General features: G+C 35.8%; 12 protein-coding genes and 4 pseudogenes. 13 read left to right on the top strand and 3 right to left on the bottom strand.

Annotation, left to right across the window (positions count from 1 at the left end; translation table 11 throughout):
• Positions 1-222: 222 nt before the first annotated feature.
• Positions 223-1,566 carry a group II intron reverse transcriptase/maturase gene (gene ltrA / locus C8E03_RS16005; RefSeq protein WP_242993599.1) on the bottom strand — a complete coding sequence of 448 codons (1,344 nt, stop codon included), beginning with the start codon at positions 1,564-1,566 and terminating at the stop codon, positions 223-225.
• Positions 1,567-2,145: 579 nt separating this feature from the next.
• On the opposite strand from ltrA, the gene C8E03_RS16000 reads away from it, so the two are divergent.
• Positions 2,146-2,859 (top strand): phosphatase, encoded by a 714-nt coding sequence (locus tag C8E03_RS16000; protein ID WP_110291552.1) that lies wholly within the window; start codon positions 2,146-2,148, stop codon positions 2,857-2,859.
• A 99-nt stretch (positions 2,860-2,958) separates the two neighbouring features.
• Positions 2,959-3,273: a YerC/YecD family TrpR-related protein gene (locus C8E03_RS15995; RefSeq protein ID WP_094375981.1), complete on the top strand. Its 315-nt coding sequence runs from the start codon at positions 2,959-2,961 to the stop codon at positions 3,271-3,273.
• 193 nt (positions 3,274-3,466) lie between these two features.
• Here the strand turns inward: C8E03_RS15995 and C8E03_RS15990 are convergent, their stop codons facing one another.
• The gene (locus C8E03_RS15990; RefSeq protein WP_094375982.1) at positions 3,467-4,087 is read right to left on the bottom strand and encodes a DUF1836 domain-containing protein; all 621 of its coding nucleotides are present in this window, start codon (positions 4,085-4,087) and stop codon (positions 3,467-3,469) included.
• 205 nt (positions 4,088-4,292) lie between these two features.
• On the opposite strand from C8E03_RS15990, the gene C8E03_RS15985 reads away from it, so the two are divergent.
• The 6 genes from C8E03_RS15985 to C8E03_RS15960 all read left to right on the top strand — a co-directional run bounded on the left by C8E03_RS15985 (position 4,293) and on the right by C8E03_RS15960 (position 11,099).
• The gene (locus C8E03_RS15985) at positions 4,293-4,979 is read left to right on the top strand and encodes a PspA/IM30 family protein (protein ID WP_094375983.1); all 687 of its coding nucleotides are present in this window, start codon (positions 4,293-4,295) and stop codon (positions 4,977-4,979) included.
• A 50-nt stretch (positions 4,980-5,029) separates the two neighbouring features.
• Positions 5,030-6,007, top strand: a complete 978-nt coding sequence (locus C8E03_RS15980) for an SPFH domain-containing protein (RefSeq protein ID WP_110291551.1) — start codon at positions 5,030-5,032, stop codon at positions 6,005-6,007.
• Between the two features lie 22 nt (positions 6,008-6,029).
• On the top strand, positions 6,030-8,240 hold the full coding sequence (pcrA, locus tag C8E03_RS15975) for a DNA helicase PcrA (protein WP_110291550.1): 2,211 nt from the start codon (positions 6,030-6,032) through the stop codon (positions 8,238-8,240).
• 211 nt (positions 8,241-8,451) lie between these two features.
• Complete coding sequence (locus C8E03_RS15970; RefSeq protein WP_094375986.1) at positions 8,452-8,703, top strand: DUF4366 domain-containing protein; 252 nt, start codon at positions 8,452-8,454, stop codon at positions 8,701-8,703.
• A gap of 425 nt (positions 8,704-9,128) precedes the next feature.
• Positions 9,129-10,520, top strand: coding sequence for a 23S rRNA (uracil(1939)-C(5))-methyltransferase RlmD (rlmD, locus tag C8E03_RS15965; RefSeq protein ID WP_110291549.1), 1,392 nt, complete (start codon positions 9,129-9,131; stop codon positions 10,518-10,520).
• 195 nt (positions 10,521-10,715) lie between these two features.
• Positions 10,716-11,099, top strand: coding sequence for a GNAT family N-acetyltransferase (locus C8E03_RS15960; RefSeq protein WP_242993597.1), 384 nt, complete (start codon positions 10,716-10,718; stop codon positions 11,097-11,099).
• 195 nt (positions 11,100-11,294) lie between these two features.
• Here C8E03_RS15960 and pdxR read toward each other — a convergent pair whose 3' ends face one another.
• Positions 11,295-12,788, bottom strand: a complete 1,494-nt coding sequence (gene pdxR / locus C8E03_RS15955; protein ID WP_207657812.1) for a MocR-like pyridoxine biosynthesis transcription factor PdxR — start codon at positions 12,786-12,788, stop codon at positions 11,295-11,297.
• An 834-nt stretch (positions 12,789-13,622) separates the two neighbouring features.
• Between pdxR and C8E03_RS22865 the strand changes: the two are divergent.
• From C8E03_RS22865 to thiD, 5 genes and pseudogenes are all read left to right on the top strand, one after another.
• Positions 13,623-14,347 (top strand): annotated as a pseudogene (locus tag C8E03_RS22865) (cytosine permease); the annotation flags it as partial.
• Between the two features lies 1 nt (position 14,348).
• A pseudogene (thiM, locus tag C8E03_RS15940) lies at positions 14,349-15,018 on the top strand (hydroxyethylthiazole kinase); the annotation flags it as partial.
• A pseudogene (thiE, locus tag C8E03_RS15935) lies at positions 15,005-15,636 on the top strand (thiamine phosphate synthase). The pseudogenes thiM and thiE, both read left to right, overlap by 14 nt.
• Before the next feature lie 4 nt (positions 15,637-15,640).
• Positions 15,641-16,291 carry an HAD family hydrolase gene (locus C8E03_RS15930; protein ID WP_094375944.1) on the top strand — a complete coding sequence of 217 codons (651 nt, stop codon included), beginning with the start codon at positions 15,641-15,643 and terminating at the stop codon, positions 16,289-16,291.
• Positions 16,288-17,069 (top strand): annotated as a pseudogene (gene thiD, locus C8E03_RS22860) (bifunctional hydroxymethylpyrimidine kinase/phosphomethylpyrimidine kinase). Before C8E03_RS15930 ends, thiD begins: the two are co-directional and overlap by 4 nt.
• The last annotated feature ends 13 nt before the right edge of the window (positions 17,070-17,082 follow it).

Raw genomic sequence — 17,082 nt, 5'->3', positions numbered from 1 at the left:
TCACGAAATCTTTAAATCTAGTTAGATTCTGAAAGGTTTCATTGACATGCAAAAAAATCCTTGTATAATGCAAGTAAGGGCAGAACCATTGTAATTGACTCTGCCCTTAAATAACTATCAACATATCTTATGTCAGTTTTTTGTGTTTACACAAAACTTGAAACAGTCTCTATCCCCCTCTCATTGAACCGTACGTACGGGTCTCGTATACGGCTCTACAATTTATATTCCAACATTTCTTAGATAATAATTTAAAGGATTGAGCAGACCAGCTCCGTCCTTTATTTTTGTTTCAAGCAGTGTAGGATTTAAAATGTAGTTCACTACATCCATACTACATCTTTTGTACCAACCCAGTCTTGTGTTTGCAACCTTGAGAATACTTTCTTCATTAAATCCATTTTTATATTTTCTATTCAAGTATGCCAGATTCCGAAAAATGGTCTTTGACTTTTTCCATTGTTTTATAACAATCACTCTTATTTTATGTCTTAGCCATTGACCAAACTCATCCATAAACTGTTTCATCATTCCGATTCTAAAGTAATTAATCCAACCTCTTGCAATTTCGTTTACTCTTTTTATAGTAACCGCTATAGGTCTTGCTACTGCTTTACCTCTTTTGAGATACTCACGCATTGCTTGATATAACTTCGCTTTCTTTTCATTCGTGGGCTTCACTTTCCATTCTCCACCGTTCTTTAAGAACGTGAATCCTAGATACTTACTTCTCATCGGTCTGACTACTTTGGATTTTGTTGTATTTACTTTCAGAAATAATTTTCTTTCAATCCAACTTGATATTGATGTCATAACTCTATTTGCCGCAATTTCACTTTTCGTGAAAATCAGCACATCATCTGCGTATCTTACGAAACGCAGACCACGCCCTTCCAATTCTTTATCAAGCTTATCAAGATATACATTGGAAAGTATAACTGAAATGGGTCCACCTTGCGGTACGCCGGTTTTGGTAGCTTTAACAATTCCATTCTCCATTACCCCTGCTCCCAAATATTTGCGGATGAGGTTTAGGACACTGCTATTATTTACTTGTTCTCTAAGAATTTGAATTAACTTATCATGATTTACTTTGTCAAAGAATTGCTCAATATCTATGTCGATTACCCATTCATATCCACTGTTTAGGTATTCTAATGCTTGTCTGATTGCATCGTGACAACTTCTGTTAGGACGAAATCCATAACTGTATTCACTGAATATCTTTTCGTAGATGCCTGATATTGGCTGTGCTACTGCTTGCTGAATTGTTCTATCTAATGCAGTCGGTATACCCAAAGCTCTCTTCTTACCATTATCTTTTGGTATGTACACTCTTCGTACAGGTTTCGGAAAATAATTCCTATTCCTAAGTGAGTTTATAATGGATTCCTGATTTTCTTTAATATAGTTTCCCAACTCTTCCACAGTAACTTCATCTATCCCGCATGCACCTTTATTGGCAACAACCTTTTTATATGCTTGGTTTAGATTTTCCTTTGATAATATTACTTCCATTAAATCCATTGTTGTTACTCCTCTTTCTATTATAAGATTCCTACACATCGCCCCTCCCAATATAAATAATATCCCTCGGTTACGTTCCTACTCGTCTTATTCATCTGATTTCTGGCTAATGTATTATTTTATAAATAGCGACTTGTACTATAAATCGCTTCAGTCCTTCAGTTATTACACCTACTATGACTTCATCTGACTCCCTCCCTAAACCTTTTTCGACCATATCTTTTGATATGTGGGTAGGGTCTCCCAGGGTAAGACACTAATCTTTCATTCCACAACCTCTTGATTTACAACTTCGGTTTACGTTTACCATTTGGGCTTAAGTTTGAATTGCAACCTCACCCACCTAATCGCCTTATCAAGTTTCTGTTCGTAGGCTCAAGAATTTTGCTACACCACTTCCTTCATCCATACCATTACTGATACCAACTTGTGGTTCGCTACACTTGGCGGTAAATACCCGTGGCTAGACTTTCACTAGCTAGATTAGTGCCATGCCTGGCACACAATTAAAGCCGTTAGCAATACGCTAATGGCTATTGTTTTAACTAAGTTAGTTGTTACTTATAAAAGAATATGTTATAATAACTAGCTGTACAATACAAGAAAGAAGTGATACAAATGAAATACATGCTTGATGTTCATACACACACCTTAGCCAGTGGACATGCTTACAATACAATAAGAGAAATGGCGTGTGCAGCAAAAGATAGAGGATTGGAACTTTTGGGAATCACAGAACATGCACCACAGATGCCCGGTACTTGCCACGATTTTTATTTTAGTAATTTAAAGGTAGTAAGCAGGAAGATGTGCGGTATGGAATTACTTTTGGGTGTAGAATTAAATATATTGGATTTCGATGGAAATGTAGATTTATCGGAAGAATTATTAAAGAGAATGGATATTGTTATAGCAAGTATGCATACCCCTTGTTATTCTTCCGGAACAAAACAGGAAAATACCAAAACCTATATTAATGTAATGAAAAATCCTTATGTGAATATTATTGGACATCCTGATGACAGCAGATACCCTGTAGATATGGAGGCACTTGTGTTGGCGTCCAAGGAACATAAGGTTCTATTGGAGCTGAATAACAGTTCACTCAATCCTATTGGAGCCAGACAGGATGCAAGAGGGAATGATATTGAAATGCTTCAGCTATGTAAGAAACATCATGTACCAATTATAATTGGTAGTGACGCTCATACGGATAGCGATGTTGGAAGGCATGATTTGGCTATGATGTTAATAGAAGAATTGGATTTTCCAGAGGAGCTTATTGTTAACAGAGCAGTTAGCGAGTTGAGGAAATATTTAAACAAGGTATAGCAATAAGCTTGTAGCATCAATCATGATAGAGCTGGACTTTAAAACTTTAATATGTTAAAATGAAATTAATTTGAAGTTAGCCTGAAAAGGAGGAAGTATATGGGGAAAACAATAAGAACAAAGGCAGTTGATCATTTATTTCAAGGAGTATTAAGCCTGGAAAATGCAGAAGAATGTTATACTTTTTTTGAAGATGTATGTACGGTAAACGAGCTGCTTTCCTTGTCTCAACGCTTTGAAGTCGCCAGAATGCTAAGAGAACATAGAACTTATTTAGAAATAGCAGAGAAAACAGGTGCTTCTACTGCCACAATCAGTCGTGTAAATCGTTCTTTAAATTATGGAAATGACGGATACGATATGGTTTTTGAAAGAATTAAGATTGAGGATGAGGAAGAAAAGATACAGGAATAATGTTATTATAAAGATTATAATGCCAATCAATTTTGATTGGCAGTTTTAATATATTTGTGGATCCTATTCTGGAAAAGGATAATTATTGTATCAAGTATAGAAATTCGGCATATTATTAATAAGTATTCTATCAATACACAGCTAATAACATACCGAAGTTTTTAAAAGAAAAGTATTATTTTATTTCTTAATATTACTGACTTTTCTTTTTGGGATTAGTTGCTTTATCCTTAGGAAGCATATCAATAATTTTCTCAATTAGTAGTTTTTTGTTGTAGACATCAAAGCTCAACATACAAATAAAAGAAAACAGAGTTAAAAAATCACGCTCCTCCTCATTAACTTGGCCAAAGGTTTCTTTTGAAGTATTATACTTATCAATAATATCCTGCATTAAAACATCTATTTGTGTTTTCTCAAGACTAAATATTTCTGAATAAATATCTTCGAGATTTAACTCGTCCACAGTATTAAAGTATTTCTCTGCTAAAGGATTAAGAAGGCTTTGAATATCATTAATGGATAGAATATTTTTAAAATAATATATATATATCAGCATTAAAATATGTTCTTTAGAGTACTTTTTCTTGACAGGTGGAGGCAAGAGGTTATTTTTGGCATAATTATTTATCATTGTTTTGGTTAAAACCTTATCCTCTTGATAACGTTTGGAAGATTTTAGGTGTGACTCTATAAAAGTAGTAACCTGATCCATATATAACTCTATATTAGGTATTTCATCTGGTTTAATATAATCAATTCTGGATAAACTTGCTAAGATGCTGTTGAGAAAATCATTATTGTCTATAGTCATACATATCACCTCTTTATTCATTATATAGTATTGAAAACTAGATGACAAGTACTTTTAGCGCAAACAAGGAGTTTTAAAAAACAATTTTATCTTTTTTGTTTTTGTTCTGTCTTATATTAGACAGGAAAGTAAATTTGTAATATAATACAATATAACGCAAATTGATTTACCAATTAAAGTGTACTTTTTTAGGAGGGTAATAATTATGGCAGGTATACTAAAAAGATTCAGTGACATTATGTCAGCTAATATGAATGCATTATTAGATAAAGCGGAGGATCCGGCTAAGATGATTGATCAGTATCTTAGAAATCTTAAGAGTGATTTAGATAAGGTAAAGGCAGAAACAGCCGCTATTATGGCAGAAGAGACCAAAGCAAAAAGAGATCTGAATGAGTGTATCAGTGAAGTGGATAAAATGCAAAAGTATGCTGAAAAAGCAGTACTTGCCAGCAATGAGGCAGATGCTAAGACTTTCTTAATGAAAAAAGCACAATTAATTGAAAAGCAATATGAGCTGCAAAAGGTATTTGATTCGGCCTCTGAAAATGCAGCCAAGATGAAATCAATGCATGATAAGTTGGTAAGTGATGTGAATGATTTAAATGCAAGAAAAACCGCAATCAAAGCTAAAATAGCAGTGGCTAAAACTCAGGATAAAATAAATAAAATCGAAGCAGGTGCTTGGGGTGCCCATAATAATATGTCAGCTTTTGACAGAATGGAAGAAAAGGCTGACAGAATGCTTGATGAGGCAAATGCAATGGCAACATTAAATAACGAGAAGATAGATGAAACGATTGAATTGAAAAATCAATATGACGGTCAATCAAAGGCCGATGTTGAGGATGAGTTGACCGCCCTTAAGAATAAGCTGGAAGCTAAGAAGTGATTTGTATTGAATCAACTGGTATGAATCAGTAAATACAAGGAGGCGCTTACATGGGATTATTTGGTGGACAATTGTCCAATGTAGTTGAATGGGAAGAATACAGAGATGATGTTATTTTTTGGAAGTGGAATAATAGTGAAATAAAAAGAGGCAGTAAATTAATAATCCGGCAAGGACAGGATGCCATCTTTATGTATAATGGCAAGGTGGAGGGAATTTTTACTGAGGAGGGAAGCTTTGATATTGAATCTGATATTATTCCTTTCCTGTCTACATTAAAGGGCTTTAAGTTTGGCTTTAACAGTGGAATGCGAGCCGAGGTATTGTTTATTAATACAAAGGAGTTCACAATTAATTGGGGAACCAAGAACGCGATTAACATTCCGGCACATGGGCTTCCCGGCGGAATGCCAATTCGCGCTTTTGGAAATTTTAACAGCAAGGTTAATGACCAAGCAGTTTTAATTGAGAAAATCGCAGGAATTAAGAAACAATTTACAGTAGATGAGATAAAGGAGCGTGTGATTGCTGCCCTTAACCAGCTTTTGATGAAGTGGATTATGAAGTGTGGTAAGGATATGTTCCATCTGCAAAGTGATGCGTATGAGATTGCTAGGGGAATTTGTGAAGATTTGGATATGGAAATGTGTAAAATTGGTATAGGAATTACAGGCTTTTTTATTGAAAGTTTTTCCTATCCAGAGGAAATACAAAAGCTAGCTGAAAAAGCGGCTTCTCAAAGTATGGTTACCGATACCGCCAAATATACGCAAATTGCTATGGCAGATGGTATGCAAAATGAAAACAAGGGCACTAATATGGCTTTGGATATGGCAGGACTTCAAATGGGAATGATGATGGGACAGCAAATGGTAAATCAAATGCAGTCTCAGACGGGGCATAATTCATCTGGTAAGGTTGAGTTAAATACAGATACAAATAAGGCAGTTCCCAATTTTTGTCCTAATTGTGGCGCGAAAACAAACGGTACTAATTTTTGTTCGAATTGCGGAACAAAATTAATTTAGAATAATAATAGGTGGTTAGAAAATGAGTATATACGATACCCTGAATACACAACAAAGAGAAGCTGTATTTTATACAGAAGGGCCTGTATTAATTCTTGCAGGTGCAGGTTCTGGAAAAACCAGAGTTTTGACTCACAGAGTTGCATATCTGATTGAAGAAAAAGGAATCAATCCTTGGAATATAATGGCCATTACCTTTACAAACAAGGCCGCAGGAGAGATGAGAGAAAGAGTAGATTCTATCGTTGGATTTGGTTCCGATAGTATTTGGGTTAGTACGTTTCACTCAACCTGTGTGAGAATACTGCGAAGATATATTGATAAATTAGGTTATGACAATAATTTTACTATATATGACACGGATGATCAGAAAACAATCATGAAAGAAGTATGTAAATACTTGAATATTGATACAAAGATTTATAAGGAAAAAGCTTTGCTCAGTGTCATATCAAAGGCCAAAGATGAGTTAATTGGACCTTTGCAGTATCGCCTTAATGTGCAGGGAGATTTTTCTAAAGAGAAAATTGCAAAGGCATATGAAGAATATCAAAAAAGGCTCAAAAACAATAATGCGTTGGATTTTGACGATTTAATTGTTAAAACGGTTGAATTATTTCGGGATAATCCGGATGTATTAGATAATTATCAGGAAAGATTCAAATACATAATGGTAGATGAATACCAGGATACCAATACGGCTCAGTTTCAGTTAATCAGCATCCTTGCTTCAAAATATAAAAATTTATGCGTGGTGGGAGATGACGATCAGTCTATTTACAAATTCCGCGGTGCGAATATCAGCAATATATTGGATTTTGAAAAGGTATATTCAAATGCAAAGGTAATTAAGTTAGAGCAAAATTACCGTTCTACCCAAAATATACTTAATGCTGCCAATCAGGTGATTAAAAATAATCTGGGCAGAAAGGTAAAGTCACTTTGGACGGATAATGATGAAGGCAGTAAGCTTTTCTACAGGCAGTTTCAAAATGCATTTGAAGAGGCTGAGTTCATAGCTGGTGATATTTCGCAAAAAGTAAGAAACGGTGAATACGAATATAATGATTGCGCAATACTATATAGAACCAATGCACAGTCAAGAACCTTTGAAGAAAAATTTATTCTGTCGAATATTCCTTATAAAATCGTTGGAGGTATTAATTTTTATGCAAGAAAGGAAATTAAAGATTTATTAGCTTACTTAAAGACGATTGATAATGCAAAGGATGATCTATCGGTGCGGCGAATTATAAATGTTCCAAAACGTGGAATTGGTTCAACTACTCTAGCACGTATACAGGATTATGCAATAGAGCATGAAATGACTTTTTATAATGCATGCAGAGCAGCAGATGAAATTCCTACAATTGGGAAAAGCGCTGTTAAGGTGAAACCTTTTGTAACATTTATTCAAGTGTTAAGAAGCAAATTATCCTATGTATCTGTTTCCGAGCTTATGCAAGATATAATTGAAGAAACGGGGTATGTAAAAGAACTTGAGGCTGAGAATGACGAAGAGGCCAAAGCAAGAATGGAAAATATTGATGAATTGATAAGTAAAATTGTTACCTATGAGCAATCAAGTGATGAACCAACCTTAAGCGGATTTTTAGAGGAAGTTGCATTGGTAGCAGATATCGATAGCCTGGACGAAGAAAGTAATCATGTGGTGCTTATGACGCTTCATAGCGCAAAAGGACTTGAATTCCCAAATGTGTATCTGGCGGGTATGGAGGATGGAATCTTTCCAAGCTATATGACTATTGTCTCAGAGGATCCGACTGAAATAGAAGAAGAAAGAAGACTTTGCTATGTAGGAATTACGAGAGCCAGAAAAAATCTGGCACTTACCTGTGCGAAGCAGCGTATGATAAGAGGAGAAATACAATATAATAAAGTGTCCAGATTTGTTAAAGAGATTCCTAACTACTTAGTGGATGCAGAAGCCTCTGAAGAGAAAATTAAGGAAATGCCAAGAGCTGGCATCAATCAAAAAGCCAGAAGTTCATTCCAGACAAGGGTATTTGAACCTAAAATGTTTCAAGTGAAAAAATCAGAGGGTCTATCTTATGCTATTGGCGATACGGTAAAACATATTAAGTTTGGAGTCGGAGTGGTGAATGCAATCGTGGAAGGCGGCAAAGACTATGAAGTTACCGTGAACTTTGAAAAGGCGGGCGTGAAAAAGATGTTTGCTTCCTTTGCAAAACTTATGAAAGTTGAACGATGAAAGTAAGATTAAAGTGAAAAGTATAAAAATTTATCATTTTATAGTAATAATGGTAAATACGTGGTATAATATAAAAGATTAGTTTGTAAATTTGATATTTGCAAAGGTTATATGGACAGTTAATTTAATTAAAGTTCAATTTTATACTTTAGTAAGAATATAATTTTTTGTGTATCCAAGTGATACAAACCCGAGAAAGGATGTGTTGATTATGAGCAAGCTGGATGAATTATTAAACGCAACGAGAATTAATGATCTTTTAAAAAAGCAGGAAGAGGAAAAGAAATGTAAAAATTCAATTCTTTGGATATTCGCTATCGTTGGCGCAATTGCAGCAGTGGCAGGAATTGCTTATGCCGCATATAAGTTCTTTACACCTGATTATTTAGAGGATTTTGAAGACGATTTCGAAGATGATTTTGACGATGATTTTTTTGATGATGAGGAAGACGAAGTAGAATAAATGGTTTGCATTAAATGTGCATGATTTACAATTATAAGTTAAGATCGATTGTATTTTGAGAGATGCACCCCAAATGCTAGATAATAATCTAGCGCTTGGAGGTGCATTTTTGTTTTAATTGCTGTATAAAAGCTTGGAGGGGGGTATATCTGGTCATTTTTAAGTGAAGTTTTTAACGGTGATCCTGCGTCTATAATCCAAGTACTACGTCTTCCACAAAAACAGTATGGAATATATGAAGTGGTAAACAACCCAGTATAGCAGTAAATAATGCAATTAAATGGGTTTAAAGCAACTTAACAAAGAAAAAGACTTGATTTTGGTGAAGAAAGTCTTTTTCTTTTTCTTGTTTTGGTAGGAAGAATCAGAATTCCTATGATATAATAGATAGAAATTAAAATTTTTGTGGCAAGAAAGAGGAATATATGAAAAAAGGACAAGTTTATGAAGGAATCGTTGAAAAGGTTAATTTCCCAAATAAGGGCGTGATTAATGTTGAGGATAAAAAGGTAATTGTTAAAAATGCCATTGAAGGCCAGAAAGTACTATTTTCAGTAAATAAAATAAGAAAAGGTCGTGGAGAGGGGAGAATTCTAGAGATATTAGAAAAGTCACCGATTGAATTAGATCAGCCTGTTTGTGTGCATTTTGGCAGCTGTGGCGGTTGTACTTATCAGAATTTATCCTATGATGAGCAGCTTTCGCTAAAGAAAAGGCAGGTAAAGGAGTTATTGGATTCAGTAATCCAAACCGATTATGTATTCGAAGGAATTAAAGGAAGCCCCAGGCAGTTTGGATATCGTAATAAAATGGAATTTTCTTTTGGGGATGAGGTTAAGGACGGTCCTTTATCTCTTGGAATGCATAAAAGAGGAAGTTTTCATGATATTGTGACTGTAAACGAGTGCCAAATTGTGGATAAAGATTATAATTTAATCCTATCATGTGTATTAAATTACTTTCAGGAGCGAGAGATATCTTTTTATCATAAAATGCAGCGTAAAGGATATCTTCGTCATTTACTTGTAAGAAAAGGACAAAAGACCTCTGAACTGTTAATTGATTTAGTGACGACATCACAGGAAGAGCAGGATTTAACGCCATTAGTGGAAGCTTTAAAAAACTTAACGTTAGATGGGAAAATTGTAGGGATATTGCATACAATCAATGACAGTTTAGCAGATGTGGTGCAAAGTGATGAGACCAGAATTTTATATGGACAGGATTATTTTTATGAAAAGCTTCTAGGATTGCAATTTAAAATATCGCCATTTTCTTTTTTTCAGACAAATTCTCTGGGGGCAGAGGTATTGTATGAAACAGCAAGAGAATATATAGGAACGATAAAGGATAAGAAGATATTTGACCTATATAGTGGAACTGGAACGATTGCTCAGATATTGGCACCTGTCGCAAAGAAAGTGATAGGTGTGGAAATTGTTGAGGAGGCAGTTGAGGCTGCCAGAGTCAATGCAAAGCTAAATGATTTGCATAATTGTGAATTTATAGCTGGAGATGTACTTAAGGTAATTGATTCCATTGAGGATAAGCCAGACTTGATTGTGCTTGACCCTCCTCGTGATGGTATACACCCAAAGGCTTTGGAAAAGATTATTGCTTATGGAGTGGATCGTCTGGTGTATATTTCATGTAAGCCGACAAGCTTGGTAAGAGATTTGGAAATTTTACAAGAGAGAGGGTATCAAGTGGAGCGGGCTGTGGCAGTCGACATGTTTGCAGGAACGGTGCATGTGGAAACTGTGATTTTGATGATACGTTGTGGTTTTGGAGCAAAAAATGGGCAAAAATTAGGTTAAAAATGCCCCATTTATGCCCTGATTTTTAGAGAAAAATATAGATGACATAGGGTGTTTTTGATGATGACAGATGAAAAAGTAAATTATGAAGAATAAAGGTAAGCAGAAATATCACCCGTAAGTGGTGAGAAAAATTTATGTAATTATGAGGTTAATATAGTTAGAAAATTCGAAACTAAAGATTTATTGGAAGTTATGGAATTATGGCTTTCTACTAATATACGGGCGCACGATTTTATATCCAGAGACTATTGGGTGGGTAATTTTGAAATAGTTAAGGGGATACTTCCCGATGCACAAATATATGTCTATGAGCTAGATGATAAAATTAAGGCTTTTGTAGGAATCGATAATGGATATATAGCTGGGATATTTGTATCCGATGAAATGCAATCAAAAGGCATCGGAAAACAAATGCTTGAAAAAGCAAAGGAGCTATATTCTGAACTTAGTTTAACAGTTTATCAAAAGAATATAAAAGCGGTCAATTTTTATCAACGAGAACAATTTATAATTAAACAAGAACAAATTGATAAAAATACGGGTGAAATAGAATATCTTATGGTATGGAGTAAATAAACATACCCTTTATTATGAAATAAGAAAATCCAGAGGCATTGAGATGAAAAATCTTGATGTCTCTGGATTCATATAAACCCCAAAAAACAATTTAATAAATCTGCCATCGGGCAAAACACCCATGAGATTGTCTTCTTCGTTACTGAAAAACATAGCCTATGAGAGATACACCTCTCGTTGATATAGAAATAGAAATCAAACAATAGGAATGTCTTCTGCATTTTTTTTATCTATATATGAGAATACAATTTTACTTAAAGTTATAATGCCATTTTCTAATTGTTCTTGATCCAAAGAAGAAAAGCTTAGACGTATATGATTAAATTCAGGTTCGCTTGAATAACAGGTTGATCCGGCAAGGAAGGCAATATTGTTATTTTGAGCTTCAAAAACAAGACTCTCTGCACTTAGCCACGATGGAAGAGTGAGCCAAATATTTGGTCCTCCCATTGGCGAACTCCATTCAACAGCTTCGGGCATATGCTTTTTTAGAAGATTTAAAATTAAATTACGCCTATTATATAAAATATGATTCATACTTTTTAAATGTTTTTTCATGAAGTCCAATTGAACAAAAGGTAATAACGCTTTTTGAGTTAATAATGGACTACCAAGATCAGAATTAGACTTAGCCGCAATGAGCCTATTTAGTATGGTACCTGATGCTGCTAAAGTACCAATTCTGCAGCCCGGTGATAGAAATTTACTAAATCCTTTTATATATATGACATGACCATCGGTATCCATACTTTTTAATGCAGGTAAAGGATTCTTTTCAAACGAAATTTCACGCCAGGGATCATCTTCAACAATGAAACAATTAAAGTCTTTCGCAATTTCAATTAATTCTTTTCTTCGTTGCATACTCATTACGGTTCCGGTTGGGTTATGGTAAGTCGGTATGGTATAAATTAATTTTGGGGTATAAGTATCACATAACCGTAAAAGCAAATCGATTCGCATTCCATCTTTATCAACAGGAACAGATAAAATAGTAGCTCCTTGCCAGCGGAAAACATCAATAGCAGCTGTATAGGTTGGAGCTTCCATAACTACAATGTCGCCCGCACCTATAAATGTTCTGGCAACTAAATTAATCGCTTGTTGCGAACCGTTCGTTATGATAATTTCGGTTTTAGATATTGAAATACCGCTGGAAATCAAATAATCAGCGATGGCAGAACGAAATTCTAAATCTCCTTGAACAGGTCCGTACTCTGAAAGTATACCTGGATTTTTTAAGATGAAGGATGATATATGTCTGGAAATAAGGTGTTCAGGAAGTAAGGAACTGTGAACTGAGGCGGCTGACAACCATATTTGTGATTTTGTTGTCAAACTAATATTTTGCCTCCAAAATTGGGCTCTTGGAAGATGATCAGGGATAGAAAGCTGCCAATTAAGAGAAGTCGAATCAGTGTTATGATCATTATGATTCATGGCTTTTTCTGTTTGAACATAAGTACCTTTTCCTTGTATGGTAGAAATAATGTGATCATCCGCCAGCTTTGAATATGCCTTGGAAACGGTTACCATACTTACATTTAGTGCTTTTGAAAGGCTTCTGACAGAAGGTAAGCGGGAGCCTTTTTCTAATAAACCAGAGGATATGCGATCAGCAATTGACTGATAAATTTGTTTGGATAAAGATATATTCGTATTTCTATTTAAATCTATTTTAATTTCCATTTTGCACTCCCTAAGTGTTATAGTCTGATGTTGACTGTTATACATGTTTTGTAGTAATTATATTATAACACACTATAACAATGTCAGGCATGAAAATTTAAAAGGAGCATATCAATGGATAAAAATTTAGAAAATGATTTAACTAATATTAATATTTTATTGGAAAAAGTAAAGAACTACTCATTTGATTTTTTAGAAAACATTAATAAAATACCAGCTTTTCCAGATAGGAGCAATGTTTATTCGCCTTCACAATTAAACAAAAATGGATTAGGCGGTGAAAACACATTAGAAGAGTTTATGCAAAGATTTTATAAGGGAATTGTTTCAAGTGGGGGATCAAGGTATTTTGGTTTTGTAACGGGAGGGGCAACTCCGGCAGCTTTAATGGGAGACTGGTTAGTGAGTACATTTGATCAAAATGCTACCGCTTGCGATCATTCCAGTGCAGCAAAAATTGAAGAGGAAACAATAAATTTATTAAAGCAGCTTTTCGGATTACCAGAACAATTTTCAGGCGCATTTGTAACAGGCGCTACCATGGCTAATTTTGTAGGATTGGCAATTGGTAGGCAGTGGGTAGCCAATCAATTAGGCATTCATCTATCCTTAGATGGACTGTATTCGATCCCACCGATTCAGATTGTAAGTGCCACGCCTCATTCGAGCATTTTAAAAGTGATGTCTATGCTGGGTATGGGAAGAAATCATATGAATTACATTCCAACAATCGCTGGAAGAGAGGCTATCGATATCGAAGCATTAGAAAATTACTTAAAGCAATTAAATGGGGAACCCTGTATTATTGTAGCAAATGCAGGAACAGTGAATACGGTTGGCTTTAGCAAAGGGATTGCCGCTATATTGCTCGGTCATTTAATTGGTTGTGTGTTGCTATACTTGGCGGGGATTATAGGTGCGAAGACGGAAAGAAGCGCAATGGAAACGGTTAAAATTTCATTTGGCAAATATGGGTCTGTGCTTTTTTCTTCACTTAATGTATTACAACTCGTGGGTTGGACTGCCGTAATGATTGCTGCAGGAGCGACCGCAGCAAACTCGGTATTAAACATAGGAGGTGGCAGGGTGTGGTCACTCATAATTGGTGCACTCATAATTGTTTGGATTTTAATTGGAATAAAAAGCCTTGGGAAAATAAATATTGTAGCGATGAGTGGACTTTTTATTCTTACAATTGTAATGAGCATTGTTGTGTTTCGTGGCGCATCAGCTCCATTTCAGAAGGAGGGTTGACCTTCGGTGCAGCAGTCGAGCTATCAGTCGCTATGCCACTATCATGGCTACCTTTAATTTCAGATTACACTAGAACAGCGAAGAAAAAACAAATGGCAACGCTAGCAAGTTCGACTACTTATTTTGTTGTGAGTTGCTGGATGTATGTTATTGGATTGGGAGCTGCACTGTTTACTAGAGAAAACGATATTGCAAAAATCATGCTGTCAGCGGGACTTAGTATGGTCGGACTAATTGTTATCATTCTTTCTACCGTTACAACAACATTTCTTGATGTGTATTCAGCAGGTGTTAGTTCGGTCAGCAATCACCTCAATCTGTGGTGGTCTAAATATTAATATAGGTACGCTTAATAAAAGCACGATTCCAGCCATGTTACTTGCTGGGAAAAAAGCAAATGAGATTGGTCATCCTGTACTTCTTGATCCTGTAGGAGTAGGCATCAAAATTGCGTACACAAACTGCTTACAAGCTGCTTGATGAGGTTAAATTCACCGTGATTCGTGGAAATATTTCAGAGATTAAGACTCTCTTTCATGGCAAAGGCACAACAAAAGGAGTTGATGCTGATGTAGTGGATATCGTAACCTATGAAACCCTTAGTAATGCTGTAAATTTTGCAAAACAATTTGCTGCAAATACAGGAGCAGTCATTGTCATAACTGGAGCTATTGATATTGTTGCCGACAAAACAAAGGCGTGTGTTATTCAAAATGGTCATCCTATGATGTCAAAAATTACTGGAACAGGTTGTATGCTTAGTGCAATGATGACAGCTTATGTAGTTGCCAATCAGGATGACATTTTCGGAGCAGTCGTTGCAAGTGTATGTGCAATGGGAATGTGCGGAGAAATTGCCCACAGCAGATTGACTTCAAATGATGGAAATTCCACCTATCGTAATTATATTATTGATGCAGTATATAACTTTGATGCAAAACAGCTTGAGGATGGTGCAAAATATGAAGTGCGATAAAAAATATATGATTTTATACGCAGTCACTGACGGCAAGTGGCTTTCCGGCAGAACCCTTGTTCACGATGTAGAAGAGGCACTCAAAGGTGGAATCACGATGGTTCAGTTACGGGAAAAGAGCTTAAGTATAACAATTTTCTTGAGGAAGCTTTTGAAATAAAAGCACTTTGCAAGAAGTATCATGTGCCGTTTATTATTAACGATGACATAGAGGTAGCACTTGCTTGTGATGCTGATGGAATCCACGTCGGTCAGCATGATATGGATATCCTTAAAGTGCGTGAACGCTTAGGGGATGACAAACTTATCGGTATGTCTGCACAGACGGTAGAACAGGCAAAAAAGGCAGTAGAGAGTGGTGCTGACTACCTTGGAGTAGGTGCAGTATTTACAACATCCACGAAACCAGATGCTGATTTTGTATCTTATGATACGCTTAAAGCAATTTGTACGGTGGTGGATGTTCCTGTATGCGCCATTGGTGGAATCTATGATTTTAATATCAATAACCTTTCCGGTAGTGGTATTGACGGTGTAGCCCTTATTTCGGCAATTTTTGCACAAGATAATATCAAGAAAGCTTCTGAAAGACTTTTTAACTGTCAAAGGATATGGTGAACGCATGAATATAAAAGGTGCAATATTTGATTTGGACGGAACACTCCTGGACTCGATGTTTATCTGGGACACAATCGGCGAGGATTATCTTTTAAAAAGGGGTATTACTCCCGAAAAAGGGCTAAATGAAAAATTCAAGGCAATGAGCATTGTACAGGCAGCGGAATACTATCGTGCTAATTATGAAATAACCGATAGCGTTGAAGTAATCATTAATGGTGTAAATTGTATGATTGACCATTTATATCTAAATGTCGTCCAAGCTAAAGAAGGAGTTGTTTCCATGCTCAAAGAGTTGCAAAAGCGTGGAGTGAAAATGTGTATCGCAACAGCAACGGATCGTTTTATGGTTGAATCAGCATTAAAACATAATGGAATCGAGGGATATTTCAGCCATATTCTCACTTGCACAGAGGTGGGATTTGGAAAAGATAGTCCCATAATATTTGAAAGGGCACTTGAAAAAATTGGTACTAGTAAGGAAGAAACACTTGTTTTTGAAGATGCGCTTCATGCTATTGAAACAACTAGGCGTGCAGGATTTAAGATTGTGGGTGTGTATGACAAATCCGCTGAAGGTAAACAAAGCCGGATCAAAGAATTGTCGGATTATTATATAGTATCTTATAAGGATTGGAGAGAGGCAATAAAATGAAAAAAGTGTTGACAATAGCAGGATCAGACTCAAGTGGAGGAGCCGGAATACAAGCCGATATAAAAACGATTACAGTACATAAAATGTATGCGATGAGCGCTATTACTGCACTTACCGCGCAAAATACAAGGGGAGTTTTTGGTATTATGGAGGCAACACCTGAGTTTGTTGAAAATCAATTAGACTGCATCTTTACCGATATTTTTCCCGATGCAGTTAAAATCGGTATGGTATCAAATAGCAAAATCATTGAGGCTATTGTAAAAAAACTCCATCAGTACAATGCAAAAAATATTGTTATTGATCCGGTGATGGTTTCCACCAGTGGTTGCAAGCTGATTTCGGATGAGGCTCAAGATGCGCTTATTAATCTTCTTTTGCCAATTGGTACGGTTATCACACCAAATATTCCGGAATCTCAGGTGCTTGTGGGTTTGAAATAAAAGACGAGAAGGATATGAGCGAAGCAGGAAAATATATTGCTAATAAAATAAAAGGTGCCGTACTAGTAAAAGGCGGTCACCTTGTAAGCGATGCGATTGATTTGCTTTGTACTGAAGATGATAATATGTACTGGTATCGTACGGAAAGAATTGATAACCCCAACACGCATGGCACAGGATGTACTCTGTCATCTGCTATTGCATGCAATCTTGCAGGAGGAAAAAGTCTTAATGAAAGTATAAAAAATGCAAAGAGCTACCTTACGGGTGCATTACGTGCAGGGCTTGATTTGGGTAAAGGCAGTGGTTCACTGGAACATACCTACTGGATTTAAAAATATGTGATTC

Origin of the sequence: Lachnotalea glycerini (genome assembly GCF_003201285.1) — a bacterium.
GTDB classification, from domain to species: domain Bacteria; phylum Bacillota; class Clostridia; order Lachnospirales; family Lachnospiraceae; genus Lachnotalea; species Lachnotalea glycerini.
The sequence above is the reverse complement of the archived record's forward strand: the minus strand, read 5'-3'. Positions and strand labels throughout refer to the sequence as shown.